Below are 26,602 nucleotides of genomic sequence, written 5' to 3'. Positions count from 1 at the left end.
AACCCGTTGATGCAATAATGACCTATTAAAGTCAAGTGTTGGCCCGATTGCGTCCATTTCTGGCCCGGAATACCCTGTAATTCATGGTCGGATTTTGGGTAAAAAGGAAGCCACACTCAAGGGGCGTTTTCAGAAAAAATGTAAAGTCTCACCAAGGGAGGATCAGGACGATGTTTGAAAAAAATCTCTATGCGGGATGGGGCGATATGGACTTCAATTCGCACATGCGGAACACAGCTTACCTTGATAAATCCGGTGATGTCCGCATGATGCTTTTTGCCACGAATGGCTTTCCCATGAGCGAATTTGTGCGCCTACGCATCGGTCCCGTGGTGTTCAAGGATGAAATGGAATATTACAAGGAAATTGGTCTTCTGGACGAGCTTCGGGTCACACTTACGGTCGCGGGGCTTTCTACAGACGGCAGCCGCTTCTGTTTGAGAAATGAGTTCTTCCGTCCTGACGGGAAGATCGCAGCAAGGGTCACGAGCAACGGTGCCTGGCTTAATCTTGCGACACGGAAACTGACGGCACCTCCTTCCGAGCTATTGGCCGCCCTTGAGTCGCTGCCGAAAGCAGAGGATTTTGTGGTGTTGAAGCCAGGCTGATTTTTATCAGTCACCGAAATTGTGTTCCGTATATTTTTTTCGATAGACGCTGGGGGTGACCCCAGTATAGTCGCGAAAGACAGTCCGGAACCGACCCATGTCTGAGAAACCTGCGCGTGATCCGATTTCTTCGACGCTGAGCTTACTGCCCACGAGCTCCCTTTTCGTCGATTCGACGCGAATGCGATGCAAATAGGCTAATGGTGTATCTCCGGTAGCTTTTTTGAAGCGCCGTTTTAAGGTTCTCTCACTCACTCTGGCGATCCTTGCCAGGGTTTCAATCCCTATCGGTTTACGGAAGTTTGTTTCAAGAAAATGCTGAGCCACAAGAATTGGATCGTCTCCATGATTTTTTTGAAAATCAAAAGGGAGAGAGCGCAGCTGGGCTTCGGTCTTGTGTTCAAGAACCATGGCCCTGGCCAGTTGCAAAGTCAATTCCAAACCACAGTACTTTTCCACGATATAGAGGCAGAGATCTGCATAAGCGCTGGCTCCGCCTGAGCAAAGCAGGCGCTCCTCATCGGTCACAAGATATTCGGGCCGAAGCTGAACTTCGGGATAGCGCTGTTTGAGCTCTCCTGCGTATCCCCAATGGGTTGTAGCCAGTCGGCCGTTAAGAAGGCCGGTTTCAGCCAGGAGGAAGGTGCCAGTACAAATCGAAGCCAGCACTGTTCCTTTCTGATACTGATCCCGTAGCCATGGAATCACATGGCTATGAAAAGGTTCAAACTGATCAATCAAACCCGACGAAATGATAACGATGTCTGTTTTCTTCACTGATGTCAGTGAACAATGAGGCTGAATTGTAAGGTTGCCACTCAATTTGGAAGGACGACCATCGACGGTCACGACTTCCACCTCAAATCTAGGATCCCGGTCCAGGCCCTGCATATCATTCCAGGCAACTCCCGTCTGTTCGAAAATATCGGTCGGGCCGGCAACGCTGGAGGCGATAGCATCATCCAGCGAAAGTATAGTCACCTTTGTCTTTCGTTTCATGAGATCCCCCGTCGGTTCATGGCAGACTTTATCAATGCCGCTCAATGGGAAGCCGCTCCATAAAACCATTCCCGGGGAATAATCTAGTCGATGATGTATGGAAAGGCAGCAGGAAATGCCTGGACGCGACCGGTCAGATAGGACTGACCCCCTCCGCTGGCTGAGTCAAGGCAAAGAAGTCCGCCTGTCATTGGGATTAACGAGGTAACTGTCTTTGACAAGCCCGATCGCATGGAGACTCCAGCTTTCAATTTCAGCGGTGTGATCGGAACCGTTCAGGGCGACATTTACGAAGTAAAATCTGGTAAGGGAACCATCAGGATTCAACTGATGCGATTGATGAGAGCTTGCCTTCCGTTGGCAGCCCCATATCCCGGCACCGTCGTAGCTTGGTCGAAGTTTTGCTGGACATCGAGCCTGACAAATGCAGCGTCATCGTAACCATGACGACCGAAATCTGCTTCTGCGTTAACGGCTCCAGCCCGGTTGGGTTTCGAAACTGTTTAGGCTGGAGCGCTCCACATGAGAAGGAACTCAAAGTTGCAAGTACACTGACGCCATCCTTCAGGGGCATTTTACACATGCTAATCTGCCAAATATAAGAATTTGAGGGGCACTCAGGCCTTATCGATAGGCCAGGACAGGAATAAACAGGAATTTTTTACCGTCGGCCTTATGGCTCACACTCTGGGCGAATATATGCCATGCGTCCTGTTTGATTGCCCGAAATCTTTGCTGAAATCTACTGATTTGTCTTCCCTATGATATCCATCAACGCCTGCCAATGAACCCGAACTCTCTCGTCTTTGATCATGGCACGACTCGAATTTCCGTCGAGAACTGCGAGTCCCCTGTCATCGCTGGGCAGGTTTCGAACAGAAAACATGTCGGGAGGTGCATTCTTTATATAGTCTATGACAGCCTCCAAATGTGGTCTGGCTTCGGGATTGGCGCGCAGTCCTTCCAGGAGCACAGTCAAGGCTTCAAGACGCGTTGTCTCCGCTTCTGTCGGGGTTTCGTCAGGAGTCTCCGTCCTGTCCTGCACCAAGGGCGCAAAGGAAATCGGCTTCGGGCTTTCGGCGGCAGGCCGGCTAATGGCTGCCTTTGGCCGTTCCTGACTTTTCCCGGTTCTCATATTCTCATACATCGCTCCCGCCAGCAGGAGGATTGCAGAAATGATACAAGTGCCCGTCAACTTCATAAGGATTTAGCCTCATTGATCGTCATCTGCCCATCACCTTCCACGACCTTGTAACTCCCGACATCATCAAAGCCTGCTGCCTGCGCGATGCTGTCATAAAAAGCAATCCATTCCGGACTATTGCCATCTTCCTGAGCCGCATCAAATGTGGCTCCACTTTTCCAGGCGTTCATGAATGCAGGATAATCATGTGGGCTATTGGTGTTTACTTTCTCAGCGCCGTTGACAACTGAAAACCCAGCATTAAGAAAACCCTCAGCATGGGATTTCCCATAGCAGGCCGTCGAATACAAAGCCCTTAGCTTGGAGGGATGTGACACGATGGATTGAATCTCGGTGCCAAGGGTTTCTGTCTGGATCAGCCGGTCCTGAAACCAAAGGCGATCCGGAGCTCCGTGCAGGTGAATAAAGACATCAAGCGCAGCAAGGTCGGGATCCTGGGTGATACTTTCCAGGGAATTGGTAAAGTTTGCCAGCGATGCCTTGTCGGCTGCCAGAACATAAATGTGCCGATAGGAGTCTTTTAGCTTTTGCTCGGCAAGGCTTACGGACATCACATCAAGAAAACGGTACAACCACTTAAATTCTTTTTTACCATGAGTTTCCAGGTTGGAAACGACGAGAAGATCGCGCTTGGTGATGGGTACAGACTCAGCAGCGCTCAAAGTTTGAGACTTCAGACCAAAGATCAGGAGCGATATAATATAAGTTGATATTTTCATAGTGTAGTCCTGAAAAAATTTTGTTCATGTTCAGGCAAACTTCGCCATAATTTCCTTTAATGTTCCGTACTGGCCTGTTGAATGAATTTGCATGCGAACTTGAGGTCCGGAAATCGTCCAATCTATGGCCAGCACACCATAATTTTTATAGCCTACAACAGTCGCGAGCTGGCCAGGATGGGGCAGCTTGATGCCGTTGGCATGAGTCAAACCACTGGACATGACTTCGTAGATGGGCTTTCCATTCGGCAGCTGTATCCGTGCGACTTCAGCGAAATGGCGGTCGCCGCTGAGGACGATGGTTGGGATAGGGACCGACGCTAAAAGTTCAAGCAGGCGGCGTTTTTCTGCGCCATATTCTGTCCAGCCTTCAAGTCCCAGTCCAACCACAGGTGATGTCAGATTCAAACTGGATCCAATCACAAGCAGATCCGCGCTGGATCCTGCGACTTCTTCCGCCAGCCATTGCCATTGATCTTCGCCCAGGATTTCCCTTGTGCTGAGGGTTTTGTTCATGTTGTAGCGCAAATCAAGGAGGATAATGTGAGTCTGCTGACCTGGGGGACCCAAGACGTAGCTTTGATAGACTCCGGAGTGGTTCCAGACTTTCGCGCTTTGCGGCACATCAAGGAAATCCAACAGGGCTATTTTGCTGGCGGCTTTGTCAGTGAAGTGACCATCCATGTTATTGGAAGCGAAGTCATGGTCATCCCAGGTGCCTATGATCGGCACAGTTTGTCGGAAATTCTTATAGTAGCTGTTGTCTTTGAGTGACAGATAGCGGCGTATCCTCTCTTCCATCGAGGTCCCATCCGCATAGATATTATCGCCCAGCCAAATCCAAATATCAGGATTGTCTCTGGCAATGACATCCCAATGCTTTTGATCAAGATGCGATTGATTGCACGAACCAAAGGCAATCCTGGTCAGGGGTTTGTCCTCGAGTCTGGCCAAACCATTCGCATTGCTTTTGGGCCAGTAATCGAGGGCAAAAGCCGATTGGGCAAGCATCAGCGAAGCCATTCCAGTCGAACCACGACGCAAAAAGGTTCTACGATCCATGGAGACCTCATAGTGACTACAAATTTTTTAACATTGTGTTGAAGTGCAGAAGGCTGAGTGGAATTCCGTGTAGGTAGCCCCACATGCAGCCTCGAACTAAATGATGACTAGTTGGTCAATATATTGGAAGTGTTTTTTGTGTCAAGAGAAAAGGGTGTATTTGTATTGTTGCTATTTTTGGAACTGGTGCTGGCAAATTTATGCAGCTGTTTGAGTTCTGATGCTTTGTTGCCAATTCCTGCGTGTTTGAAGGAATTGGTGAGGGATGTTGATTTCATCAGGCAAGGTTCTCTCGAATCCCAAAAAACGTGATTTCTTGTCAACGATCTATCATCAAATGGTGGAGGAGAATTTCAGGCTTATGCAACGGGTGCGAGTGCAACCCCTTCGCTTCGCAGAACATGATGAATCGATGGTAGCCAAAGTGAATGGTGGGAGGCTCGATAGGTTGAATTGCTGTTCTTCGATTGCTTAGCTTGTGGCCTCAATCAGATGTGAATTGGTACAACCTTACTGCTGCACGATTTTAAGTCCTGTGTAGTTACCGAGTCCACCGGCATTTATTTTGGTGGCCTTTTTGGCGTTATGGCAGGCCTGCTCACCAGGAATTCATGTCATGACCTATTCATTTTGGAGGAAGAAGGCTGAAAGACTTAAGATTTTAGTGGTTTAAGAGAAGTGTTGAATAGGTACTAAAACTCATAAATAGGTACTAGAATCCAACTCAGTACATATTTATCTTGCCACTTTGATCCCCATACGATACCTCTTTAATAGGTACTGAATGGAGTACGAGTACATATATGCCCAAATCGTTTGAATCAGATTATCTTAAAAATCAGCTGGTTAGCCATGAGACTTTGAAGCTCATAAGGCTTCTAGGAGAATTCAGAGGAAAAGAGGATCTATACCGAATCCAGTCACCACAAACTTTGGAAACGTTAAAGCAAAATGCAGTCATTCAAAGTACTGAATCCTCAAATCGTATCGAAGGAGTGACTGTTTCGAATCCAAAACGGCTTAAAGAAATTGTCGTGAATCGTGCCGAACCATCCAACCGATCTGAACAAGAGATCGCAGGCTACCGCGATGTTTTAAACACGATTCATGGACAGAACTCAGATATACCCTTTACATCAAATCTTGTCCTGCAAATGCACCGAGACCTTTTCAAATACACGACGGAACAAGGTGGCGTTTGGAAGAACAGTGATAATTCCATAACCGAAGTTGGGCCTGATGGTCAAAAGAAACTAAGATTTCAACCCACTCCAGCTTGGCAAACGCCTGCGTCTATGCAGGAACTTCATTCTCTTTATAGGGAAAGTGATGCTGAACGGCTGCTTGCTATTCCGGCCTATGTACTCGACTTTTTATGTATACACCCTTTTCGGGATGGAAATGGTCGTATGGCCAGGCTTTTATCTCTCCTTATGCTATATCATGCAGGCTTTACAGTGGGGCGATATATCAGTTTGGAAAAAATAGTCGAGGATACCAAGGAGACTTATTATGAAGCTCTCTATAAATCCTCGCAGGGATGGCACGAGCAGAAGCACAATTTGACTCCTTGGACGGAATACTTTCTTGGAGTGATGTTGCTCAGCGCCTATCGGGAATTCGAAAATCGAGTTGGCTTGGTCGAAAATTCCAAAGGGGCCAAGGGAGCAATGGTTGTCGCCGCGATTCAGCGGCTGCCGCGATCGTTTACGATTGCGGACGTTGCTGCCCAATGCCCGACCGTAGGAATTGATCACATTAGGAAAGTCATGCGTGCGGAAAGAGATGCCGGACGACTGCGCGTCGAAGGTCGAGGACCAAATGCAAGCTGGTTGAGACTATAGAAGCCATTTCTAAACCCAATTTCTTGATATATTGATGGTCTCTTAAGTAAAGGCTCAATGCAGGTTTTTCCTGGATAAGCTATATAGATGATTCAACCTCATGGAGCGAGGTGAATCATGAGACCCAAAGGTTCATCGGAAGAGTAGGAGCGTCGTCGTCAGCACGCAGTGGTGTTGGTCTTGGAACATGGGTATTCTGCAATAGAAGCTGCTGAAGCGGTTGGTGTACAGAGAAGAGCAGTCCATCGTTGGTTGGCTGTCTTGGCGATAAGGAAATTGCGAGGCTGGAAAAAATCCTGCTGAAGGGCCCCATCAAAGCCGGATTCGAAAACGACCTCTGGACTTGCCATAGAATTCAAGCAGTCATTGAAAAGGCTTTCGGTATCGTATTTCATCGCAGTCATGTTTGGCGCCTTTTGCAACAGACGGACTGGACGCCTCAGAAGCCTGAAAAACGAGCGATTGAAAGAGACGAAAAAGGCATCGAAAGGTTCATCAAAATAGAATGGAAAAAGATTGTAAAGAAGCTCAGAAAAGCAGTGCTACTATAGTATTTGCTGACGAGTCGGGTCTACAGATGGGTCCAAACCTTCAAAGGACCTGGGCGCCTCGCGCTTTCATCGAGCAACTCAAGCAAAACATACGAGGCCAGATCCGACTTGTTTGGGATCGTCTTCTTGTGCATCGCTCCAAAAAAATGCTGCGTTACCTGAATAAGCAGCGTCGGGTCGAGGTCCATTATCTGCCAGCCTATGCACCCGAGCAAAATCCAGTTGAATACATATGGGCATATTTGAAGAATTCTTCCCTATGCAACCGTCCATTGCCCTGACGTTGAAGAATTGTTTCTGACAACGAAAGATCGCATGTGCGAAATAAGGAAAAGAAAAGACTTGGTGAAGTCATTCATACAACACAGTCCTTTGTCGTCAGCATTAGGTCTTTAATTATGAGACATGCAATAAGAGTATTTCAAAACTCCTGATGAGGTCTTTATGTCTGGCGGTATGAAGAAAAGAAAGTTGGGGGTGATCCTGATATGGCTCGCATGCGGTTGCAACAGTGCCTTTTACCAGCCTGATTTTGTGGAGTATCGCACCCCCCGTGCTGAGAAACTGAATTACAGCGATATTGCCATCCCGACGGAAGACGGCCTGGTTCTGCACGGCTGGACCATACGGCCACAGAACCCATCCCAGGGCCTGGTCATTCATTTCCATGGCAATGCGCAGAATATGTCTTCACATATGGCCTACGTTACCTGGCTGGTTCGAAGTGGTTACACCGTTATCACCTTTGACTATCGTGGCTACGGGAGATCCCCAGGACAGGCCAGCCGCCTGGGTTTAATCCGCGATGGGAAGGCTGTCCTGCGCTATGTCGATAAGCAGCCTGAGTTTGCCGATCAGGATATTTTTGTTCTGGCACAAAGCCTGGGTGGAGCCGTGGCCATTCCTTCCCTGGCTTTGGTTCAGCCGCGAGGATTGTGCGGGCTGATTGTAGAGAGTTCCTTTGCCTCCTATCGTGATATGGCGGCAGAACGTCTCAAAAAAATCTGGCCGACACGCCCTCTGCAGTGGCCTCTTTCCTTTTTGGTATCCGATGACTGGCGGCCCATGGATAGTGTGGCGGAACTTGGAATTCCACTGCTCTTTATTCATGGGGATCAGGATGAGGTTGTTCCCTATGCTGAAGGGGAAAAACTCTTTGCCAGGGCCACATCACCCGACAAGGAATTCTGGACGATTCCTCAAGGTGGTCACACAGAAGCCTTTCTCCGAGAGGACAGCCCCTACCGGACAAAGCTTTTGCAGTTTCTCCGGGAGGCTTCAAACAAGCGTCACCAGTCATTGATGTCCAAGGCCAGTAGATAGGAGCCGCGCTGGTTCACCTTCTGAGAACGGCGCCACCTGGAATCAAAAATGAATCGTGCCCGCCACTCATGATCGTTCCCCTGGCCGAGACGGGCTACGATTTCGATACGACCTGTGCTGATGTCGATCGCCTGCTGGTCGCGGAAAGTCCTTTTGTAAGCGAGCTCTCCGCGCAGTTGCCAGTGGCGTCGCCGGTCAAAAGTCCAGAGGCCCTCAAGGCCTGAGCTGAATGACAATCCACCGCGCCCGCGGCTTTGCATCAAGGTTCTCTCGGAGTCCGCCTCCCAAACCGTCCCGATTCCGGATCCGGTTGATAGCAGCAGAAAGTGATCATGGTATTCGGATGAAGCCAGGTTAAAAAGCAGCTCACCGCCAAAGATCGTACTATCGATGGCCGTCGGGTCACCTTGAGCTTCGAGAGCCGCCAGGCCAAAACCATAGCTGCCGTCACGACTGAGAAACGGAGGCACCCCTTGCAGGCGTTCCTTGAATTTTCGCAGGGAGATACCGCTCAGGCGCCAGCTCTCGATCTGATCCTGCCGCGAGGGATCGATCGTCACTTCGCCAGCCAGAAACCGTACCGCAGTGGCTCTTTGCATGGAATAACGGGACATGGATCCCATGTTTTGGGCATAGAGGCTCCCGCCCGCCGTCATCAGGGGACGCGTATGCGATGAGTCGGAAACCCCGAGGCCATAGTAAAAGGACGCCAGGCGAACCGATGGACTGCCAACCGACGGGTCCGGATGCTCAAGGCTCGAAAGATGGGACCGGGATCTGCCGGCTCGCCAAATGGAACTTGCGACTGAGGCCTCTGCGGATGCGAGCAGCTCACTTTTAAGGGCCATGCGGGCTGTGGCGGTGGGAAGAGACGTATAGTTCAGACAGGCTGTTTTCTTGTCCAGATGATGGAGCTCGGCCTTGGGCGCCAGCAATAGAATCTGTTTGATCGCGGCACTCAGGGATGGATCATGTTTGGCAATCAAAGCCAAATGGAAATAGGCCCGGGATCTGACGGCAGCGGCGGCATCAAAAAGTTCGGCCTCAGTTGGCCAGACCAGATCCGGCCGCCGCAGCGCGACCTGATAAAGTTTCTTGATCGCTTCCTGAGCAGCCTGGGCTTCCAATTTGTAACTGTAAAATCCAGGGTGAACCTCTTCGATCAGATTCCTGCGAGACAGCATGGCAATCAACGCATTCGGTGGCATGACCCCAGCCGAAAAGCTGGCCACCTCCGCGTCTCCAATCCCTTCCCCAATGATCTGGACCAGAACTGAAGCGCAGTTGCGATCAAAAAAATAGTATTCCTGTTTGTAGCTTTTCCTGGCGAGGAAGAGACGGTCGAGGAGAGATCGCTTCTGCAATTCGGTAAGCTTCAGGCGATAGCGCAAGAGGGTCCGATCCTCATCCAGGGTGTAACGCCTGATCGTGGCAAAAAGAGTCGTTCGGTCGAAGACTGTTAAATAACCACCCGCCAGGCCTTTAAGGGCCTGAACGGCGGCCGTGATGGGATGAAAGTCCTGCCGCGGCGCTTCATTCCCATCGACCTGAGTTTCACAACGATAGGGATCCAGCCGCATCCTGGCGGTTTCCTCAAGGGATTTTTGCTCCTCGCTCGTATCGGCTAAAAATGCCACAACAATATCATGGGGATTTTCAAGACCCATTTCACGGGCCAGCGGATTGTTTCTTAACCGCATTCGCAGAAGAATATGACCGGCGACTTCCGAAGCATCCTGGACTCCAGGGGTTGCATAAAGTAATTCAAAGCCTTCAACTGTATCATAGTTGATTGGCCCAATGTTAATGACCTCATGGCTAAGGGGATCAAGAAACTCGACATCATCCAGAAACCCTTGGTCGATCGAAGGGCAGTGACGGTCGTCAAGGGCGGAACGGAAATCGGGAAAGAGCTTTTGAAAAAAGGCATACTTGTCCGGGGCACGACATTTCAAGTTCATGGCACCCGCGACGCTTTCAGGTGCAATATAAGCCAGGGCGAAAGCGACGAAATCGGAATGAGGACTGGAAAGGGCGTCAGCTGTGGCGAAGGCTCGGGGATCGCGGTTATCGGAGGTCCACCAAAAGGGAATAGGGACGCCTGCAAGTTGCCTCAGACGCCAGCCGCTGATGCGTCTCCATTCTGCGGATTGGCTATAACCATAAGACTCGTCATAGCTTTCAAGGAGGGATGTTAAAGTACAGACCTCCGGCTCAGATCGGTCGGAGCAGTCTGGCTCCAGGTCCATGGCATCCCTGGTCTGCCGGAAGTCATGAAGAGATAATGGCAGTGGCCGGCCCCATGCTGTGAAAGGCAGGAACAATAGCAAGGTCAGAGAAAGATGCAGGGATTTCATGGCAACTCTGAATCCATTAGAGATGGGGCAGAATAAAGGACATAATTGAGGCCAGCTGAGGTCTGGTGGGTTTTTCCGGTACATTGGCCTTGATGATTGCGATCAATCGGGATCGATCGACACCCAGGACCTGGCTCATGTAGTCGAGTAAAGGTCCATTCGCGGCATAGGCCTGGTTGATAAAATCCTGGGCCAGGTCAGGATCCATCGCAGCGAAGGTATCGCCTGAAGTCTTGCGGGTGGTTTTCTCGGTGCTGTCATCAGTCGCCTTGCTGCCATTGAGGGTACTTTCACCGACTGAACCTGTGGTCCTGGTGACACTGGCGGCAGCGGTCACAGTCGTGTTTAAGGTGCCCTTCAAAGTATAATCGGAGACGTCCGAAGTCCCTTCGGTCATATGCGTTGTGAACTCTCCTGTCGGCTTGGTGGAGGAGCGGTGCGTGGCCTGACTGGCCTTGGTCGCGGATTCAGCGGTCGCTTGCAATGCGTCCGTTGTCGGCTGCGTGGTAGCTCGGGAGACCTGAGTCGACACTTCGGAGGTGGGCTTGGAAGTTGTTTTATATGTATATTCATAGGTCGCGTTCACCAAGTCTGTCGTTTGCTTCGTGAGCCTGGAGGCTCGGGTGGTGAGCTGTGCGGTTGGCTCGGTTGTGTAATCCGTCGTCAGTTGCTGGCTTTTCTGAGTAAGGTCTGTGACGTAGGTCGTGCTTTCTCCCGTCAAGCGCGAACTCGGGGCGGTCGTCTGTTGCCAGGTATAGTTTGTCGAGCGATGTGTGACGTCGGTCAAAGTCGTGGTCAGCTCGGACAGGGGCCTGGTTGTGAGGCGGTTGGTGAACTTTGTTCCCTCGGTCGAAGACCGTACTGTCGGTTCGGTCGTGAGCTCATAGGTGGTTTGTGAGGAATCCTTTGTTGACCCTACAGTGGAATGAGTCACACGCGTTGTCACCTCGCTCATAGGTTTGGTGGAGCTTTCGTGGGTGACCCGGGATACTTTGGTTGTGGACCTGGCGGTCTGAACGGTCATTTTAGTCGTGGATTCGGATGTCGCTGTGCTTGATTCAGCGGTCGGATGGGTTGTCAGATCGTAGCTGAAGTCGCTGGTGCTCCTGGTGGTGCGCGAGCTCTTTTCCGTCACGGCTGTGAAGCTGTCGGCACTGGGTTTGGTGGTCCGTCTGTAGGTGGTATCTGATGAGTTTGAGGTTGATTGTCCCAGGAATTCAAAGACGCCGGCTGGCAGTCTGGTTGCCAGGCATCCGGACCAGAGGAAAACCCATCGAAATATGGTCGACCAGTTGAATCTCATAAAGCGTTAGGCTCCTGCTTGATGAGATACCATCATAACAAAAAAAGCGGATGAATTTCACTGATCGATCGCATGATTTCCAGATAGGCGGCGTCCAACTTGTGGTTTACTGGGAGAGGAGTATGAGCTGAACTTCGACAGGTATACTGAGTTTGGGCACCAGGCTCTGAAAGCCGTCTTCGGAAAAGCAGAGTTCCTCGGCTGACGTCAGGGTGCTGGCGAGGTCGGCCGTTGTCTGTTCATCCCAGTAATGGGGTCCAGTGATAATTTCCTTCCAGTAGTTGGGAGTGAGTGGGGCGAAGAGAACTTCGAAAGCGGGCTCATAGAAATTCAACACGAAAGCTGCTATCAAGTCACTGAAACTCTGAATCTCAACCTCGAAATCGATATCCGGGAATCTGAAGCTGAGCTGCTGCTCACTCCTTCCTATATGGGATTTATTGGAGCTATCGAACACGTTGAAGAGCGAGGGCGTGGCATGACCATCGCAGCTTGAAGACTCGAGGGTAAAATCCAGGGTGTACGCCCAGAAGATGGAATCGATCACGTCGTTCTTCAGGAGTCCGATCATCCCCTGGCGTTTCTCGTAATAGCGCTTCGATAGGAACGGATGGGTGAAGATGAAATAATGCGTGTAGCTGCCATTGGCATGGAATTCGTAGTAGCTCTGATAGCTTAGATCATAGTTGAAGGCGATGTTCGCCTCGCGAGCCTCTGACCGCCAGACCGAAGCTTCGATTCCGTCTCTGATACAAAGGGAGGGGTTGATCGCGAGGTCACAAGGGGTATCCGTGCCTTCTTCTCCTTCTTCGGAGCCTTCTCCTTGCGTAGCGGCCTCACTCTTGGGGCAGTTTTCTCCCTCCCAGATTCCGGGCAGATCGCGATGGCATTTCCTGTCAAAGTAGTGCGGACCGATTCGCTTGAAGCCACAGCTTAAATTCAGGATCATGAGCAGGGCAAAACACAGGACTGGCCAGACTCCTGGGGAATGGTGTTCTGGATTAAGGGTTGAGGCCGGCATGTAAGGATTATCTCGCCCGAAATTGTTCTTAATGCTGGGATCGGTCACAGGCCCTTTGTCATGAACATAAAAAATCTTAACCGGGTGGCAAGGGTGGAGAATTAAAGAGATATTAAGCTGGTTTCGAAATTCAACCTGGACAGCCGCAGGCACCAGTGTTCGCTTGAATTTTTGCAGGCCTGAAGACGGTTACTTTCGTTGAAAACATTACTGAATAGCAGGATTGCTATTGCCTGTCATATTGCGGACGTCGCCTCCGATAAGGTCATCAAAGGGGGCGCTCCGTGTATCGACTCAAGGGTTTGGCATCAGTTCTCCTTCTGGCACTCTCGTGCGGCCCTGAAACCTCGTTTATTGTTGATTCACACCTTATTTGTAATGCAGAAGTCGATGGAATGGCATTCCACGCCGACATGAGCGGTTCACGCCATTCAGAAAATGAATGCAGGGGAGCAGGAAAATGCTGGGGGAAGGAAATCCCCTATGAGCCTGGAATTCTTTCCATCTTGCGCTGCACATATGTGCCAGTGGATGAAGAACAAGCAGGATCAGAGATGCAGGACATGGGAAACGGGCGCTGTGAATCGGAGGAGGGCTTCATTCAAGTAAACAGGGAGGAGGCGTCAGCGGTTGTCAGCTACAATGGGATCGAGCAGCCCATGAAATGCACGGCTTCCACACACTATCGCGACGAGCACGGCTGACATTTTTTTCGGAATGCTATCCAACAAATGCCAAAGTTCCATTGTCAGCTGCCTCTTATGGATGCAATGGACAAAGAACACCCATCAGCTCACGAATGGTGCATGGAGTCGAACTCATGAAACCTGCAACCAAAAAACATCCACACCGGCTCATCGCTGTCAAAGACTTGTCAATACAGTAGGGCACACCTTGATCCAGGCTTGCTGCAAAAAACAGGCAGGATGGTTAAGATGGCATCATTCTGCGGTTTGGACGGGAACTCGAATGATAGTTTGGGGTGGGGTCTTCGACTCCAGCGTGGGTCAGAATAATCCAATTTACTATGACGTTGGCTATTCCTATGACCCAGTTTCCGACAGTTGGCAGGTGCTTTCAAAATCCGGAAGGCCTCCTGCCCGAGCCGCACATTCTGCTATTTGGACGGGTAGCGCCATGATAATATTCGGTGGCAACTCTCATTTATCGCTCGGAGGCCTATACGATCCTGCCGATGACACATGGACTGCGATCAGCCATGACAATGCCGTGACATATCGCCAGTCCCACACTGGTCTTTGGATCGGAGACAGATTTATGGTTTGGGGAGGACGAGCGGAAGGAGCAGATGGAGGCATATTTGTCCCCTGAAATCGTAGGCGACAATTTTGATTGGATTGAGCTGTTCTCCAGTCGTCAATGCCCCCGACCAGACTTGAACTGGTACAACCTTACGGTCGCAGGATTTTAAGTCCTGTGTGTCTACCGATTCCACCACGAGGGCTCGCGATGCAGGGCCCTAAGGTAACTTAGGAAGGGGTGTGGGCTCAAGCCCTGGGTTTGAATTTTTCGCGAAGCCGACGGGTTAAGGGTAGGCAAATGGGCGTGAGAAGGACGAGGGCGAGGGTGGTGCTGTTTGGGGTGGAGCCGCTGATGACGCCGCAACCCGCGAGTTCCTGGGGTTCGCCGATGGTGGATAGGGGATACAGGTAGATGAGCCCCGCCTCGTCATCCAGACCGAGGTTGAGGGAACGGTCGGTGCGGGCGTAGCCCATAACCGCCGAGTAGTCGCTGTGATTATGGCCGAGTCCGAGGCAGTGACCAATTTCATGCATCAGGGTAAAGGCGAGGGACCGGGCGGTGGCACCGCGTTCGGAAACGGCGATGTCGCAGTCAACGATGGTTTTTCCTTCGATGCCTGGCGCGGCGTAGGCGGAGGTAGTGAGATTGGTTTTGCCGACCACGATCGAGAAGATGCGATCCTCCTTGTCCAAAGTCGCATAATCTGAGAAGGCGACATCCATTTCAAGATAGGAATCGGCGACATCATTCCAGGGCCTGATGGCGAGTTGAACAAGCGTCAACCAGAAGTCTTCATCACTCAGGTCTGCATAGGCACCATCGAGGAATTCGTCTTTTTCCTTGATGGACGGTGGATTCAGACTGAGTTCGAAAACAATGCGCGGATTTTCTTCCGTAACATCCATCCGGGCTTCGGTGGGACCGGAGAGCAAAACAAAGGCCTGCAGGTCGGTACTGCTGAACAGTATCGCCAAAATGAAAATCAGAACCATTTCATAATCCCCACACGCAATGCGGTTGGACTGGCAAGCCCGCCGAAACCAAAGCCCAAAGCCTGGGTGAATTCCGCAGAAAAACAGCCCACCCAACCGCCACAACCCAGCTCAATTCCAAATCCACCGTATGGTCCCACGCCACCACCATTCGTGCTGAAAGCAATGCCGGCACCAAGACTGCTGTAACCACCCCATTTGGTTTTTTGCCGTGAAGCCACGGAAAACCCGGTGATCGCAAGATTATATTCGGTGCCTTTATCGGTCACATACGATAGACCCATGTCACGCCCCGCCGGAGGAATGGACACCGGATTCGGACCACCACTGCCCACTGCAGGAGGACCAAAGCGCAAGGCAATGCCGCCGGCATAAAGCAGCTCGGGGACGAGCAGTAAACCCAGGAAAATTAGCCTTAAATGCGCCATCCCACCCCCAAGCTCAGACTTTGTTTGCGGGCCGTGGCCAGCAGAATTCCGGAGGAGCCCGCAAAAAATTGCGCATTATTCCAATCCAGGGAGATGGCGAGCTTTGAGGTGGACATCACCCCCAAACCAAAATAGGCCCCAAAATTATAAGCCTCGTGACTCCGGGTGGGGAGTTCAGGGTCCGCACTGCGAATCACAGCTTCATCACGCGACAAGGCAAGCCCGACCCGCGCGGCGATGTACTTGCTCTTGAGCATCGGATAATTATACGCAAAGGTCAGCATCTGGGTGGCCTGCCGTACACGACCTTGAATTCGGCCGTAATAGTGCAGCTCGGTATAGATGCGGCCGTTGATCAGAGAACGGGCAATCCATTCCGGACGATAGCGTTCGTCCCCTTCCTCGATCGCCCCTACGGCCAGGCTGAAGACCTGGTCCGCTTGCGCCGGAAAAGTGCAAAAGAGCGCAGGAAAAACTGCTAAAATAAGGGAACACAAAGGCCGATCAAGCAGATGTGGAAGCTGCAGGACCGGCCAGCACATGGGCCACCAATTCTTCAGATGGGTAAGAATCATGGATCGACGCATGACCATTGATCGAGCGAATTTGCAGGCTCTGAAACTCTCAGAGATTCGAAACAGCATGACCGAATTTGACCTCTATCTGGATCTCGGTGGAGAGATCGTTCCCTACGCGAATGGACCCCATTGCTGGTCGCCGGATGAAACCGAGCAGCTCCTGCAAAACGGGCAGTTCGTGCTTCTCTATAATCGGGCCGACGCCGATCGCGTTCGCCACTACCTGGCTTCGCGCGTGGATGCGCCGGAGAAGCCGCACACGGATGCCAGTCATATCCTGGCCGACGGGATTTCTGAATTTGTAAAAACGCTCTACGCCGTGCGGTTTCCTCAGGAACACTATGGCCTTGTGAAGAGTCTGACGCTGGCCCTGGATAAATTTTTACAGGCCTATCCGCAGCTGAGCGATCTCTGTCTGCGTCTCGTGCAGCATGATCCCTATACATTCTATCACAGCGCCCGCGTCGCGGGTTATTCGGTGGCCCTGGGACTGGCTCTGCGCGGGGCTGATGAAGCCAGGCTGTGGGATATGGCCATGGGCTCGTTTCTGCATGATCTTGGTAATTTGTCCGTTCCGCGGGAAATTCTGAATCATGCGGGCTCGTTGAACGATGCGGAATGGGATCAAATCCGTCAGCATCCGGAGGAAGGCCTGAAACTTCTGGAGGATGTGCCTCTCACCCGCATGGTCCGCGACATCATCTTTTATCATCATGAAAGACTTGACGGGGGAGGCTACCCGCGGCGCCTGCGCGGCTCGCTGATTTCTCCGGAGCTGCGCATCGTGAGTTTTGCGGATGTCTATACAGCCCTGACCGTGCCGCGCAGCTATCAGAAGGCCCGCACGTCCGTCGAAGCCATTCAATTCATTGAGGATCACCTCCTCAAATTCCTCGACCCCAAGATCCTGCATGCCATGCGGCGCCTTCTGACCGTGGAAGGCGGTCAACTTAGCCAGATTGCCGGCTAAGGACGGACAAAGAGCCCTTTGCGTCCCGCGCCCTATGCATTAGAATGCCGGGACGGAACGCGAGGGAGGTTTCAGTGCTACGAAAATCCATTCTGTGTTGGGGTCTTGGGGCCATGGCCATGGCGGCCTCTGCAGCCGAAACGGAAACTCCAGCTCAGGTCGAGGGACAGGACGACGAACAAAGTGCAGAACCTTTGAGCGCCAGCGACAGGGCATCGGCACTTGCCTATACTCAGAAAGAACTGCAGGATAAATTTCAAACCGGTGCGAGCCTGGACCTCGGGCGTGTCACGCCCTGGTCGGAACTGGGCGCAGCCTTTTTTGGTCGGATCGGTGGTCCGATCAGCAGTCTTTCGCTGGGATTCGGCGACTTTGAATATTCCGGAAATTTGAATCAGCGCAACTATATGGTGTCAGGCCACGCGGAAAGCGCTTACGTGGCTGCCCGCTATTTCGTGCTGGGCTTTGGTCCGCTTTATGTGGAGCCTGCCATCGGCCTTGTGCATTGGAACGGTGATGTGAAACCGCGCGGTAATGATGATATCGACGATATCGCGGCATCGGCCCTGACCTCGCGCTTTGATCTGCTGGGTGCTGATATTGATGTGAATCTTGGGATTATGTGGCTCTTCACCAACGGCGTGTTTGTGGATTATAATTTCCTGAACCTGAGCCATGCCCTGCTGCTTCAGGAGAGTTATACCGTCAGCACCTCGGAAGCCCGCAAAGCGATCCGCACGCAAATCGCTGGTCCCATCTCCATGAGCGGGATCAATCTACGTGTCGGTTATGCCTTTGATTTTTAGGTTCAGCTGTTCACAGCTTTTCGGCTGGCACGGTCGCCCCGGCTTTGCAGCTGTCTTGTGAGATCATCCTCGGCCGCGAGCAGCATTTCCTGGATACTCTGCAGTTTGCCTTCCGCCACTTGATAGGTGCTCATACCAAAGCAGAGTTCGACCGCAATGCGGTCGTGTTCGAGGCCATAGAGGTGCTCGCTCACGTAGTGGATGATGCGTGCCTTGAGGTTCTCGGCTCCATCCTCACGGGTTTCCGGCAGAATGAGCAGAAATTCCCCGCCCCAGCTGCGACCCACAACATCATCCGCACGAGTCAGATGGATCAGGTCGTTACCCAGCTGCTGCAGCATCTTAATGCAGAAAGTGGGACCCTTGATGTGGCCCACTTCTTTAAAATTTTCGATCGACATGATCATCAGGGTCAGCGGCGTTCCAAAGCGCTCGGAGTGGCGAAATTCCTTTTCCAGCCGGGCGTTCATATAAGGCAGATTATAAAGCCGCGTGATGCTGTCCTGATCCTCCAGCTCGCGGATCGTCTCCTTGGATTGATTCAGCTTGTTCAAAAGGCTATTGGCCTTGTCACTGAGCATTTTGAATTTAATCAAAAGGGCCACGCGCGCCGCGAGGTCATTTTTCAGGTTTTCAGCCGTGCAGGCGGTATCCGCGCCCGATTGCTGGACGAGTTCCGCCAGATTTTTCGAGCGGCTCGAAGCCACGATAAGAATGCCGTAATAATGCGGTGCAGCCTGGTCGCTGCGAATCCATTGAGCCAGTTCCACCCCGGAAATGGACGGCAGTTTTTCGTCGATGACGACCACATCCGGTTCGAAATCATCGATACTGTCCATCGCGGTTTCCGCGGTCAGGGCGGTTTCCGTCCGGTACTGCGTGAGCTGAGCCTGATACTGCATCAGCGACTCAGCAGAACCCGCGACGATTAGAATTTTGCCCATTTTATCTTTATTCGACATGGCCCCGGTCCACAGGATTATCTATCTCAGGTATCCGGAAAAACTATCGGCAGGATACTGGGAAAAATGAGGAAATTGAGGCTAAATACTGGAAGACCCGACGTTTTTTAACGTCGGGTCCCGGTTGACTGTTCCCGTTTTGGGAGGCTTCCCGGGCCTTTTGAAATGACCCGGGATCCTCGACTCAATGTAGAAGCTGAAAGCTACTCACCTCGGACGATTCAGACTCTTCCTCATCCCAATCATCCATGGTGGGGAAGGAATCAGAGCCGCCCACTACACTCAAGGCCCGAACCTGGGCGATCGGTAGACGTGAGCGGCGACGGGTCTTCATTTTATGGCGAGACAGTTGCGCCTCCAGTTTTTGCGCCACGAGATCGATCGTTGCATACATGTTTTCGCTGGCTCCAGAGGCATTCAAGACAGTGCCGTTCCAGCCTTGAAAATAACAGTGAATTTTCTGCTCATTCTTTTCTGTCGAAAAGGTAATACGGACGAGGCCAGAGTCGCCAAGAAAGCGCTCAATGACATCGCTCAGTTTTCTCTGTGAGAGGGATTTCAGGGCTTCAGAACTTTGCATCTTCTTGAAATAAAACTGAAACACCATACGACGTCTCCTTTTTCGAGAAAGAAGTCCTGCCCCCAATGACCCACGGGTTGGGCCGTATTGAGTGGGAAGGGCAGGAGGCCTTGATCTTCTATGACGTCATATCTTTTCGAGCCTCACTTTCTATCTAACACCTTTACGAATGAAGAATCGATAAGATTTCTATCACCAGAACTTCTTTTTTCCGCTATCCACCGGTCGGCGGCCTACCCATTGGTCAGAATGCAAACTGCTAAAACCACAAGGAATTTTTTACCCTGCAGAAATATGCTCAAGTTTTTAGAGCATTTAGCCGATAGGAACCGGGTTGAGGGAACTATTCGCTATTTGTTCAGCCAATTGGGGGAGCATATGATTCGTCGTGGGCTGGTCTGCCTTGGACTTTCCATCAATTTGATCATGGCTGTTGCTTGCGGTCCAAAGGCGGCCACGGATTCAACGGCTCAACGTGGAAATACTGATGCTCTTGGTGGCAACCCTACGGGCGATCCCGGTACGGGCAATAACCCGGCAACAGGCAATAAGGGCCCCGTGGTTTTGCCGAGTCAGCAGACCGCTAAAGCCAAGTCGTACTTCGAAAATAAGATACTGCCATTGGTCAAATCCCCTCCATGTACGGATTGCCATAACGATCCGCGCATAGTTGTCGTTCAGCAGGGTGGCCTGGCACCCCAAAGTTTCGATACCATGTTCAAATTGCTGAAAGATGGAACTGGTCCCAACAATAACCGTCTCTTCAATATGATGCGAGGCGTCGTTCCTCACGAAGGCGGTCAGCAGTGCACGACCGAAACGTCTCCATTCTGCGCCGAGTTGCAGGCCTGGTACAAAGAGGCTTTTGGAGACGGCTTGCTCAATCTGGGGCGTATTTCGGATATCTCAGCTCAGGGGACAGCCTCCGGTTATGCAGGTATTTCCGCTGCACCAACCACTGTACTTCCCGTTCGCTTTTACCTCGACGGTGAATCTGGCAAAGGCGTGAAAATTGGTGAAGTCATGGCGAATCTGGAAGCGAATGACAATAACATCGATGGACCGCATGGCTTTTCGTTTGCGATTCCCCAGGCCAATATCGACAACAAACCTCATACGCTGTATGTTTATGCCGTTCAGGACGGTAAGGAAGTCCAAATTTCGGGATCGCCGTTTGCCTATGCAGCTTATAAAGGGAAGGGCCAGAATGCTGTCTCATACCCTGACTTTGGAAGTTGCACGGGATGTCACAACGGGAAAGACTATACGAGCTATTGGTCGAATATCCTGACCCCTCCTCCTGACAAAGGAGGCGAACCTGATTCCAACTTCCTTTATAACAAGGCAGCAGGTCCCCATAGCGGCGGCACATTTACCAACCTGCAGCCGGCAATTAGGACTTGGTGGTGTCAGGAGTTTCCTGAAGCTCAGAATGCGAAATGTCTTTAATCGTTGTCTGTTAAGTTATTATAAATATTGAATATTATCTCTAATTTTGATGTTTACATATTTTTTTCCGCCGGGTAATATGCGCTGAATAGGCGCACTTTGCCCGGAGGGTTCCTTGAAAATCATAGTCAGGTTATTATCAACTGCCATTTTCCTGACCTCCTGCTCTCAATTTTCAAATACAGTCCATTCATTTGAATTCGAATGCGGCGAAGCTCCGGATTTTGAGCGCTATACCTATTTGAAGTTTTATACGGCGGGAAAGAGTCCCGTTGATGAAAAAGATATCCGTGCTCCCCGCTCGGAAAACATCGCTTTCACAAACAAGAGCTGTCTTAAGGTCAAAAGAGGCCTAGCGGACAATTTTAATGTGTCTGTTCCCGCCATGAGCTCAGGTTTGACCATAACAGACTCCATGCTGGCCGCCAGTGAGTTGCTGAAGCTGGAATTCCATGTATTCAACTACAAAAATCTTGCACCCAAGTGTCCGACTTCATTGGCCACTCACTCGCGACTCATTGAGTTGCCTCTTGACACACAGAAGCAGGACCTTTCAGGATTTGATTGGAAAGTTACCATCGCACAAGTCGGCGGCTTGCCCGAATCAGAGATCAAGCTCGTCGATGCAGGCCGTCTTCTGTTTGATGTTTCGGGCCTTCAGGATGGCCAATATCGGATGAAAATGTGGTTCAAGCAGCTCCATTCAGTCGACCAGCTGGAAAGCAGTTATGACTGTGAGATTCATGTTGATCGAAAAAGCCCAGTCGTTTCCCTGACAGGATTACGGCGTACAGGGGAATCCGAGTCTGATCCGGAGTTGATCGCCCCTGGTGAAGCCATCCGAATCAACATTGTGGATGACGGAACACCGTCCGATGTCTTTGCATGCCTCGCGCGTTCAGGATCCCCCAATCAAGACTGTGAGCTGAAGTTGCTGGCCGATCGTGTGATCCTTGCTCCGGCCAAAGGAGAGTGGACCCTTAAGGCATTCGCACAGGATAAAGCGGGGAATCGAGGACCCGTCATTGAAAGAATATTTCAGGTTTATGACAGTCATGCTGTTGAAGCCATTCGCGCCTTGTCTCAGAATGCACAGTTCGCAGTGACGAATGGTGATGGCATTGCCTCCATTCTTTCGGCAATCGGTGCCTATGAAAAGTATCAGACGCTTGGATCATCGGAAGAAAAGAAGACCATTCTTCCCGACGTGAAACGAGCGATTCTTGAAACGAGCATATTGCCAAGAGAAGAGCTGTACTTTGCTTTGGGCAAGCCTGAGAACCGTCAGGGAATTGGTCTTATGGCGACAGCCGAAGGATTTGCTCTCGTATCAAGGATCCATAACGAGCTAACGAATGAGACGGTTCTTGAAATCTCACCGGTAGACGGTCAACCCAGTACAAAAATAAATATCAGCAATCTCCTGTCGGAACTTGGGGTGCCAAATGTGAAAGTATGCTCGAACCATAGCACCGTAGTTGCCTTTGGTCGCAGTGGGTTGGTCTATTTGAGCAATGGTGAGAGCCCTGAACTGATTAAGTTTGATGGCAGGCTCCACCACAATGGTTTTGGGATTTCCGACGACTGCCGCTTTATCTACTACAGTCAGGTTGAATTGAATTCCTCTGCACCCAAATCCACCACAGTTATCGGCTTAACCTCCAAGAAGCAATTTGTAATCGAGCCTGCGGTAGAGTCTGTCATAACATCAGTTGGAGATGAGGAAGGCTCTGTTCTGGTCTTTGGCTCACGTCAATATAGTATTGTCAATCTGCTGAATGGGGAGCGTCACCTGGCGTTTCCAAAAATCCCTGCAGCACAAGTCTCGAAAGTTATGGCTTCCGCTGGTGGCCATGTCGCTGTTCACAGCCGCGACTCGAACTTGCACATCTTTAATAAGTCCATGGACGAGAGTTCAGCCGTATTTCAGGATGTGGAATCGGTCCACTATTCTTCGCTCCCAGATGAGATCCTTGCCGTCAAGACGGGTGGTTTTACAGTTCATGTGATAGACACAGTTGGCGCCTCCATAAGAACGACACTTGGAGGGGTCTTTAAGAATATTTCCTACCTGGGAGCTGACAAGGATTTTATCGTTTATCGAGACCACACAGTGGACGGTGTTACGGTTTTCAAACGACAGGATGGCGATGTCGTCGACAAAGTCTTTTCTCAGACTTCAATGGTTTCGAATGTCTGGATCGCCAATCCTGGATATCTTTACTTTGAAAATACCCGCTTCATGAAACTTTTCCAGCTTTCGGATGGTTTCGTGCCAAAAATTTTGCCGCCTCATTCCAGAGCCATAGGGCTGCAGTTCATGGATGATGGGACTTTACTCTTTAAATCCCAATCCGTTGGTTTTTCCAACGCCAGCCGCGCTACTGAAATGTTGTCTTCTCTATCGAAATGGGCTTTCGACAGGGATGAGCATGAAGTATACCCGATCCAATCTGTAAGCTTTACCGGCTTTCTTAATCAGCTTCCTTATGTCCTTCAATCTCGAGATGTTAATTTATTCAAGGACCCTTCTGGAAATGAAAGAATAGCCGCTATAGTTCAGAAAGAAAATATTGCCATCTATGACAGGGCGGATCTTGCAAAGCCACTCGTGAGTGCAAAATTATGCGGAGATTGGCTCCTGGATCTGGATGTGTCAGCCGATGGAGCTTACGGACTTGTCGTTTGCTTGAACGGAGAGATAAGCGTATTTCGTACTGATAATCTTCAAAAACTGGTTAGTGATAATGTCAGCGGATTTCATCCGGTACAAGGTCGATTCGGAAAAAGTTATGCAGAAATCTTCATGACTGACTCTGGAGAGGATCTGCACAAATATCGCGTGGTCAAGCACCCAACTGGTCCTTGGAAACTCACACCTGAATCAAGCCTAAAGAGTTCGGGTCTGAGGCTTGCAAGCAATGGCGATCGAACCGAATTGGTAACCGCAGATAAAGCATCGCTTTTGCGGATCTTTGATTTGGACCTTTCACTGAAGCGCACACCGATTCTGCTGAATAGCGAATTTTCAATATATGCATCATCAGTTGTCTACGCTCCCAACGGAAGGAAGGCTTATGCAGGCATGTATGATGGGACTCTGACAGAAGTTGATTTGGAGACCGGTCGTGTCTTTAAAGTTAGAGTGAGCCGAACCGATGTGGGCCCGACCAACATCGTTATCTCGCCAGACGAAAGACGGATTGGATTTGCTGTTTCCGGCTCAGTCAGGGTCTGGAACAATGATCTCGCGAAGAATTACGAAACTCTTTGTGAATGGTTGCGCCCTCGTCGGCAATATTTCACTGGCTTGTCCGGGGATTCACCAGATCTCTGCAGGGGCCCTTAAACTCCAGACTGTCACGACCAAGGCCTCACAATCACCATGATCACCACCACGATCATCAAAAGGGTCGGCACTTCATTCATAAACCGAAAAAAGCCACCGCGGGGCAGGGTCTCGCTCCGCTGGACCACACCGACCTGTTTGCCCGCATAAAGCGTGCTGGCTGTCATCAGGATCACCGAGAGAAGCTTGACGTGGAACCAGGGCATTTTCATAAGCCCGGGATTCAAATGGATCATGGCGAGGCCTGCGATCCAGGCGGCGATCATCGCCGGCAGGGTGATGGCCTTCCACAGGCGGCGCGACATGGTTTGGAGGAGTTCCTCGACCTTGGGATGCTCGTGGCGTCGCTCTGCACAGTAGACCAGCAGACGATACAGATAAAGTATGCCGGCCATCCAGCTGATGATGGCGATCACGTGAAAGGCCAAAATCGAACGATACCATTCCATTAGGAAGCTCCCGAAGGTGATTTAAGCAACTGACCGCTCATGCTCTGCAGGCGTGAGATGCAGTCACGGCTGATGAGTTCGAAAGGATGCTGGCTCTTGCGTTTGCGTTGAATACGGCGGCTGATTTCGGAACGCACACTGCCATCGTCGAGGCTATCCGGTTCCGACTGCTGCTCCTGCATGAATTCAAGCCACAAAAAGGCGTCGGCGTTGTAAGCCCTTTGGACCAGATGTTCCAGGGCCTCGGCATGCATGGGATCCCAGAGCTTGTCGATCTGCTCGACAAAAAGCGCCAAAGGCCCTTCATGGTCACGGGTAAAGTGGGCGAGGTCCTTGTTGTCACTTCGGGTCAGGTTCAGAACCCGGGCTTCCACCCCAAAGCGCCAGAGTGCGGCCACGGCCTTGCTCCAGGCCAGCGACGGCATATTCTTTTGTCCCGTGAACGCGATCTGCGTGCCGGCTTTGTCACGTTTCAGGACCGCCGCCACCTCCTGAAGGATCAGACTGGAAAAGGGCGTCGGAACCTGATGCGGCTGGCGTGTCGCCTGCGGCCAGAGCTTTTTGTAGTGCGCATAAAGTCTCTGAACCCGCAGAAGACGCGCCTGCAGGGAGCAGGTGCGAATCCCCGAGCGGTGACCATCCCAGGCCCGGCCTTCACCGGAGCAGCAGGGGAACATATCGGTTTGCAGGCGCAGCTGACCATCCTCGGCCGCAGCCAAACCCAGGCCCAGACCATTCAGCAGAGGGTTGCCCAGGTTGCTGAGAACGCAGGAATGCGCGCTCATATCGAACCCCGACGTGGACCCGGAGGCTGAGGCTTCAGTCCCTGCAGTTTTTCCTCGAGGGTGCGTTTGCGGAAATCCTCGCCCGTCAGTTCCATGAATTCTGAGGTTTCAAAGAGTCGCGAATAGATCCGCGGTCCAATTCTTTGCTCCAGACTTTCAAAACGGTCGAGTTCAAAACTCCCCGGCTTGCGCTCATCCAGATTGGTCGAGTAATTGACCCGCGTATTGGGCTTCAGATCGTAGTTGGTTGAGGCCACGATGATCCTGTTGCGATTGTAACGGCCCATGACCAGCTGATCGAGAATGGACAGCTCCCAGTCGCTGTTGCGACCCTTGCCGAGTTCATCGATGAACAGAATATCCACCTCGATGAGCGTATTCAATAGACTGGCATCGCTTTTGTCCTGCGCATAGCCGGCCTTGAGTTCGAGCAGCAGCTGGAAAAAATCGATGAAACGGACACTGATGCCCTTGCCGGCAAAGTTCTTGGCAATCGCACAGAGCAGATAGGTTTTGCCGACCCCGACCGGACCGCCAAGGACCAGTCCACGCGGCCGCTCCGGATCGAATTCACGGTACCAATGGGAGAGGCGGGTCACCACCTCGCGGCCGTTGCCGCTGAAGTTGCTAAACGAATCGAGTCGGGCGGCGCTGTAACGAGCCGGCAGACAGGCACTATTGATAAAGTTGACGATCCGCGAGGGGGCTGGTGTGCGACAGGGTTTGGATCTGCCGTCGACCATCTTGCGGTTCTTTCCAAAGCAGCTGGAACAGGTGCTGACACAGTTGCAAAGCTCGGCATGCGTGAGGGATCCCATCGTTTTCAATCGATAGCCAATACCATCACAGCAGCTTCTTTTCTGATCCAGGGCACAGCCCATATCAGGCAACTCGGTCTGGTGCGCGGGCTGGTGCAATTCTTCTTTTAATGAACGGATGGGGCGCTCCATAGATTCCTCTGGGCACTGTTTGGCACGGAAGGCGAGTATAAACCATGCGG

At 51.3% G+C, this 26,602-nt stretch carries 27 protein-coding genes and 1 tRNA gene; 12 read left to right on the top strand and 16 right to left on the bottom strand.

Features of this window, described 5'->3' with window-relative positions:
• Positions 1–170 precede the first annotated feature (170 nt).
• On the top strand, positions 171–608 hold the full coding sequence (locus tag OLTU_RS22570; protein ID WP_141735010.1) for a thioesterase family protein: 438 nt from the start codon (positions 171–173) through the stop codon (positions 606–608).
• Positions 609–614: 6 nt separating this feature from the next.
• On the opposite strand, the gene OLTU_RS22565 is transcribed toward OLTU_RS22570, so the two are convergent.
• The 4 genes from OLTU_RS22565 to OLTU_RS22550 all read right to left on the bottom strand — a co-directional run bounded on the left by OLTU_RS22565 (position 615) and on the right by OLTU_RS22550 (position 4,592).
• Positions 615–1,607: a GlxA family transcriptional regulator gene (locus OLTU_RS22565; RefSeq protein WP_176736867.1), complete on the bottom strand. Its 993-nt coding sequence runs from the start codon at positions 1,605–1,607 to the stop codon at positions 615–617.
• A 742-nt stretch (positions 1,608–2,349) separates the two neighbouring features.
• Entirely contained in the window at positions 2,350–2,808 is a 459-nt protein-coding gene (locus tag OLTU_RS22560) for a hypothetical protein (protein ID WP_141735008.1), read from the bottom strand.
• Positions 2,805–3,473: a hypothetical protein gene (locus OLTU_RS22555; protein ID WP_141735007.1), complete on the bottom strand. Its 669-nt coding sequence runs from the start codon at positions 3,471–3,473 to the stop codon at positions 2,805–2,807. The genes OLTU_RS22560 and OLTU_RS22555 overlap by 4 nt, the downstream gene beginning before the upstream one ends.
• Positions 3,474–3,560: 87 nt before the next feature.
• On the bottom strand, positions 3,561–4,592 hold the full coding sequence (locus OLTU_RS22550) for an alkaline phosphatase D family protein (RefSeq protein WP_141735006.1): 1,032 nt from the start codon (positions 4,590–4,592) through the stop codon (positions 3,561–3,563).
• 803 nt (positions 4,593–5,395) lie between these two features.
• Here OLTU_RS22550 and OLTU_RS22545 point away from each other — a divergent pair.
• The 5 genes from OLTU_RS22545 to OLTU_RS22525 all read left to right on the top strand — a co-directional run bounded on the left by OLTU_RS22545 (position 5,396) and on the right by OLTU_RS22525 (position 8,310).
• Positions 5,396–6,436, top strand: a complete 1,041-nt coding sequence (locus OLTU_RS22545; protein WP_141735005.1) for a Fic family protein — start codon at positions 5,396–5,398, stop codon at positions 6,434–6,436.
• Positions 6,437–6,604: 168 nt separating this feature from the next.
• Entirely contained in the window at positions 6,605–6,739 is a 135-nt protein-coding gene (locus tag OLTU_RS33270) for a hypothetical protein (protein ID WP_141735004.1), read from the top strand.
• Complete coding sequence (locus tag OLTU_RS22535) at positions 6,685–6,987, top strand: helix-turn-helix domain-containing protein (protein WP_141735003.1); 303 nt, start codon at positions 6,685–6,687, stop codon at positions 6,985–6,987. The genes OLTU_RS33270 and OLTU_RS22535 overlap by 55 nt, the downstream gene beginning before the upstream one ends.
• The gene (locus tag OLTU_RS33265) at positions 6,942–7,268 is read left to right on the top strand and encodes a transposase (protein WP_141735002.1); all 327 of its coding nucleotides are present in this window, start codon (positions 6,942–6,944) and stop codon (positions 7,266–7,268) included. Before OLTU_RS22535 ends, OLTU_RS33265 begins: the two co-directional genes overlap by 46 nt.
• A 175-nt stretch (positions 7,269–7,443) precedes the next feature.
• Positions 7,444–8,310, top strand: a complete 867-nt coding sequence (locus OLTU_RS22525) for an alpha/beta hydrolase (protein WP_218110202.1) — start codon at positions 7,444–7,446, stop codon at positions 8,308–8,310.
• Here the strand turns inward: OLTU_RS22525 and OLTU_RS22520 are convergent.
• From OLTU_RS22520 to OLTU_RS22510, 3 genes are all read right to left on the bottom strand, one after another.
• Positions 8,277–10,271: a lipoprotein N-acyltransferase Lnb domain-containing protein gene (locus OLTU_RS22520; RefSeq protein ID WP_218110201.1), complete on the bottom strand. Its 1,995-nt coding sequence runs from the start codon at positions 10,269–10,271 to the stop codon at positions 8,277–8,279. The genes OLTU_RS22525 and OLTU_RS22520 overlap by 34 nt on opposite strands.
• Before the next feature lie 412 nt (positions 10,272–10,683).
• Positions 10,684–11,970 (bottom strand): hypothetical protein, encoded by a 1,287-nt coding sequence (locus tag OLTU_RS22515; protein ID WP_141734999.1) that lies wholly within the window; start codon positions 11,968–11,970, stop codon positions 10,684–10,686.
• A gap of 106 nt (positions 11,971–12,076) precedes the next feature.
• Positions 12,077–12,919 (bottom strand): hypothetical protein, encoded by an 843-nt coding sequence (locus OLTU_RS22510; protein WP_218110200.1) that lies wholly within the window; start codon positions 12,917–12,919, stop codon positions 12,077–12,079.
• 356 nt (positions 12,920–13,275) lie between these two features.
• Here OLTU_RS22510 and OLTU_RS22505 point away from each other — a divergent pair, with 356 nt between their 5' ends.
• Both OLTU_RS22505 and OLTU_RS33380 read left to right on the top strand, forming a co-directional pair.
• Positions 13,276–13,695 carry a hypothetical protein gene (locus OLTU_RS22505; RefSeq protein ID WP_141734997.1) on the top strand — a complete coding sequence of 140 codons (420 nt, stop codon included), beginning with the start codon at positions 13,276–13,278 and terminating at the stop codon, positions 13,693–13,695.
• A gap of 13 nt (positions 13,696–13,708) precedes the next feature.
• Positions 13,709–14,323, top strand: a complete 615-nt coding sequence (locus OLTU_RS33380) for a Kelch repeat-containing protein (RefSeq protein ID WP_439956679.1) — start codon at positions 13,709–13,711, stop codon at positions 14,321–14,323.
• A gap of 49 nt (positions 14,324–14,372) precedes the next feature.
• Here the strand turns inward: OLTU_RS33380 and OLTU_RS22500 are convergent.
• The 4 genes from OLTU_RS22500 to OLTU_RS22485 all read right to left on the bottom strand — a co-directional run bounded on the left by OLTU_RS22500 (position 14,373) and on the right by OLTU_RS22485 (position 16,249).
• Positions 14,373–14,456 (bottom strand) — tRNA-Leu (locus tag OLTU_RS22500).
• Between the two features lie 43 nt (positions 14,457–14,499).
• A complete protein-coding gene (locus OLTU_RS22495; protein WP_141734996.1) occupies positions 14,500–15,246 on the bottom strand; it encodes a matrixin family metalloprotease in 747 nt (248 codons plus the stop codon).
• Positions 15,237–15,674: a hypothetical protein gene (locus OLTU_RS22490; RefSeq protein WP_141734995.1), complete on the bottom strand. Its 438-nt coding sequence runs from the start codon at positions 15,672–15,674 to the stop codon at positions 15,237–15,239. Before OLTU_RS22490 ends, OLTU_RS22495 begins: the two co-directional genes overlap by 10 nt.
• Positions 15,662–16,249: a hypothetical protein gene (locus OLTU_RS22485; RefSeq protein WP_218110199.1), complete on the bottom strand. Its 588-nt coding sequence runs from the start codon at positions 16,247–16,249 to the stop codon at positions 15,662–15,664. Before OLTU_RS22485 ends, OLTU_RS22490 begins: the two co-directional genes overlap by 13 nt.
• On the opposite strand from OLTU_RS22485, the gene OLTU_RS22480 reads away from it, so the two are divergent.
• Positions 16,248–17,222: an HD-GYP domain-containing protein gene (locus OLTU_RS22480; RefSeq protein WP_218110198.1), complete on the top strand. Its 975-nt coding sequence runs from the start codon at positions 16,248–16,250 to the stop codon at positions 17,220–17,222. The genes OLTU_RS22485 and OLTU_RS22480 overlap by 2 nt on opposite strands.
• 74 nt (positions 17,223–17,296) lie before the next feature.
• Entirely contained in the window at positions 17,297–18,028 is a 732-nt protein-coding gene (locus OLTU_RS22475; RefSeq protein ID WP_141734992.1) for a hypothetical protein, read from the top strand.
• 2 nt (positions 18,029–18,030) lie between these two features.
• On the opposite strand, the gene OLTU_RS22470 is transcribed toward OLTU_RS22475, so the two are convergent.
• Positions 18,031–18,990 (bottom strand): GGDEF domain-containing response regulator, encoded by a 960-nt coding sequence (locus OLTU_RS22470; RefSeq protein ID WP_141734991.1) that lies wholly within the window; start codon positions 18,988–18,990, stop codon positions 18,031–18,033.
• 184 nt (positions 18,991–19,174) lie between these two features.
• Positions 19,175–19,597: a ribosome hibernation-promoting factor, HPF/YfiA family gene (hpf, locus tag OLTU_RS22465; RefSeq protein WP_141734990.1), complete on the bottom strand. Its 423-nt coding sequence runs from the start codon at positions 19,595–19,597 to the stop codon at positions 19,175–19,177.
• Between the two features lie 93 nt (positions 19,598–19,690).
• Here hpf and OLTU_RS22460 point away from each other — a divergent pair, with 93 nt between their 5' ends.
• A complete protein-coding gene (locus tag OLTU_RS22460) occupies positions 19,691–21,019 on the top strand; it encodes a hypothetical protein (protein ID WP_141734989.1) in 1,329 nt (442 codons plus the stop codon).
• Between the two features lie 115 nt (positions 21,020–21,134).
• Positions 21,135–24,368 (top strand): WD40 repeat domain-containing protein, encoded by a 3,234-nt coding sequence (locus OLTU_RS22455; RefSeq protein ID WP_141734988.1) that lies wholly within the window; start codon positions 21,135–21,137, stop codon positions 24,366–24,368.
• 11 nt (positions 24,369–24,379) lie between these two features.
• On the opposite strand, the gene OLTU_RS22450 is transcribed toward OLTU_RS22455, so the two are convergent.
• From OLTU_RS22450 to OLTU_RS22440, 3 genes are read right to left on the bottom strand one after another with little or no spacing between them, the layout of a single operon-like run.
• Positions 24,380–24,817 (bottom strand): CopD family protein, encoded by a 438-nt coding sequence (locus OLTU_RS22450; RefSeq protein WP_141734987.1) that lies wholly within the window; start codon positions 24,815–24,817, stop codon positions 24,380–24,382.
• Complete coding sequence (locus OLTU_RS22445) at positions 24,817–25,602, bottom strand: hypothetical protein (protein WP_141734986.1); 786 nt, start codon at positions 25,600–25,602, stop codon at positions 24,817–24,819. The genes OLTU_RS22450 and OLTU_RS22445 overlap by 1 nt, the downstream gene beginning before the upstream one ends.
• A complete protein-coding gene (locus OLTU_RS22440) occupies positions 25,599–26,552 on the bottom strand; it encodes an ATP-binding protein (RefSeq protein WP_176736861.1) in 954 nt (317 codons plus the stop codon). Before OLTU_RS22440 ends, OLTU_RS22445 begins: the two co-directional genes overlap by 4 nt.
• Between the last annotated feature and the right edge of the window lie 50 nt (positions 26,553–26,602).

Origin of the sequence: Oligoflexus tunisiensis (genome assembly GCF_001748245.1) — a bacterium.
Classification (GTDB): Bacteria; Bdellovibrionota_B; Oligoflexia; order Oligoflexales; family Oligoflexaceae; genus Oligoflexus; species Oligoflexus tunisiensis.
This window is presented reverse-complemented; position numbering and strand designations above follow the sequence as displayed.

Excerpts from the sequence above, each read along its gene's own strand:
- OLTU_RS22460 (WP_141734989.1), top strand. The coding sequence starts at position 19,691 with ATGACGTCATATCTTTTCGAGCCTCACTTTCTATCTAACACCTTTACG.
- OLTU_RS22490 (WP_141734995.1), bottom strand. The coding sequence starts at position 15,674 with ATGGCGCATTTAAGGCTAATTTTCCTGGGTTTACTGCTCGTCCCCGAG.
- OLTU_RS22570 (WP_141735010.1), top strand. The coding sequence starts at position 171 with ATGTTTGAAAAAAATCTCTATGCGGGATGGGGCGATATGGACTTCAAT.
- OLTU_RS22550 (WP_141735006.1), bottom strand. The coding sequence starts at position 4,592 with ATGGATCGTAGAACCTTTTTGCGTCGTGGTTCGACTGGAATGGCTTCG.
- OLTU_RS33265 (WP_141735002.1), top strand. The coding sequence starts at position 6,942 with ATGGAAAAAGATTGTAAAGAAGCTCAGAAAAGCAGTGCTACTATAGTA.
- OLTU_RS22485 (WP_218110199.1), bottom strand. The coding sequence starts at position 16,249 with ATGATTCTTACCCATCTGAAGAATTGGTGGCCCATGTGCTGGCCGGTC.
- OLTU_RS22470 (WP_141734991.1), bottom strand. The coding sequence starts at position 18,990 with ATGTCGAATAAAGATAAAATGGGCAAAATTCTAATCGTCGCGGGTTCT.
- OLTU_RS22565 (WP_176736867.1), bottom strand. The coding sequence starts at position 1,607 with ATGAAACGAAAGACAAAGGTGACTATACTTTCGCTGGATGATGCTATC.
- OLTU_RS22525 (WP_218110202.1), top strand. The coding sequence starts at position 7,444 with ATGAAGAAAAGAAAGTTGGGGGTGATCCTGATATGGCTCGCATGCGGT.
- OLTU_RS22510 (WP_218110200.1), bottom strand. The coding sequence starts at position 12,919 with ATGATCCTGAATTTAAGCTGTGGCTTCAAGCGAATCGGTCCGCACTAC.
- OLTU_RS22520 (WP_218110201.1), bottom strand. The coding sequence starts at position 10,271 with ATGAACTTGAAATGTCGTGCCCCGGACAAGTATGCCTTTTTTCAAAAG.
- OLTU_RS22495 (WP_141734996.1), bottom strand. The coding sequence starts at position 15,246 with ATGGTTCTGATTTTCATTTTGGCGATACTGTTCAGCAGTACCGACCTG.
- OLTU_RS33380 (WP_439956679.1), top strand. The coding sequence starts at position 13,709 with ATGCTATCCAACAAATGCCAAAGTTCCATTGTCAGCTGCCTCTTATGG.
- OLTU_RS22515 (WP_141734999.1), bottom strand. The coding sequence starts at position 11,970 with ATGAGATTCAACTGGTCGACCATATTTCGATGGGTTTTCCTCTGGTCC.
- OLTU_RS22545 (WP_141735005.1), top strand. The coding sequence starts at position 5,396 with ATGCCCAAATCGTTTGAATCAGATTATCTTAAAAATCAGCTGGTTAGC.
- OLTU_RS22480 (WP_218110198.1), top strand. The coding sequence starts at position 16,248 with ATGGATCGACGCATGACCATTGATCGAGCGAATTTGCAGGCTCTGAAA.
- OLTU_RS22450 (WP_141734987.1), bottom strand. The coding sequence starts at position 24,817 with ATGGAATGGTATCGTTCGATTTTGGCCTTTCACGTGATCGCCATCATC.
- hpf (WP_141734990.1), bottom strand. The coding sequence starts at position 19,597 with ATGGTGTTTCAGTTTTATTTCAAGAAGATGCAAAGTTCTGAAGCCCTG.
- OLTU_RS22440 (WP_176736861.1), bottom strand. The coding sequence starts at position 26,552 with ATGGAGCGCCCCATCCGTTCATTAAAAGAAGAATTGCACCAGCCCGCG.
- OLTU_RS22560 (WP_141735008.1), bottom strand. The coding sequence starts at position 2,808 with ATGAAGTTGACGGGCACTTGTATCATTTCTGCAATCCTCCTGCTGGCG.
- OLTU_RS22445 (WP_141734986.1), bottom strand. The coding sequence starts at position 25,602 with ATGAGCGCGCATTCCTGCGTTCTCAGCAACCTGGGCAACCCTCTGCTG.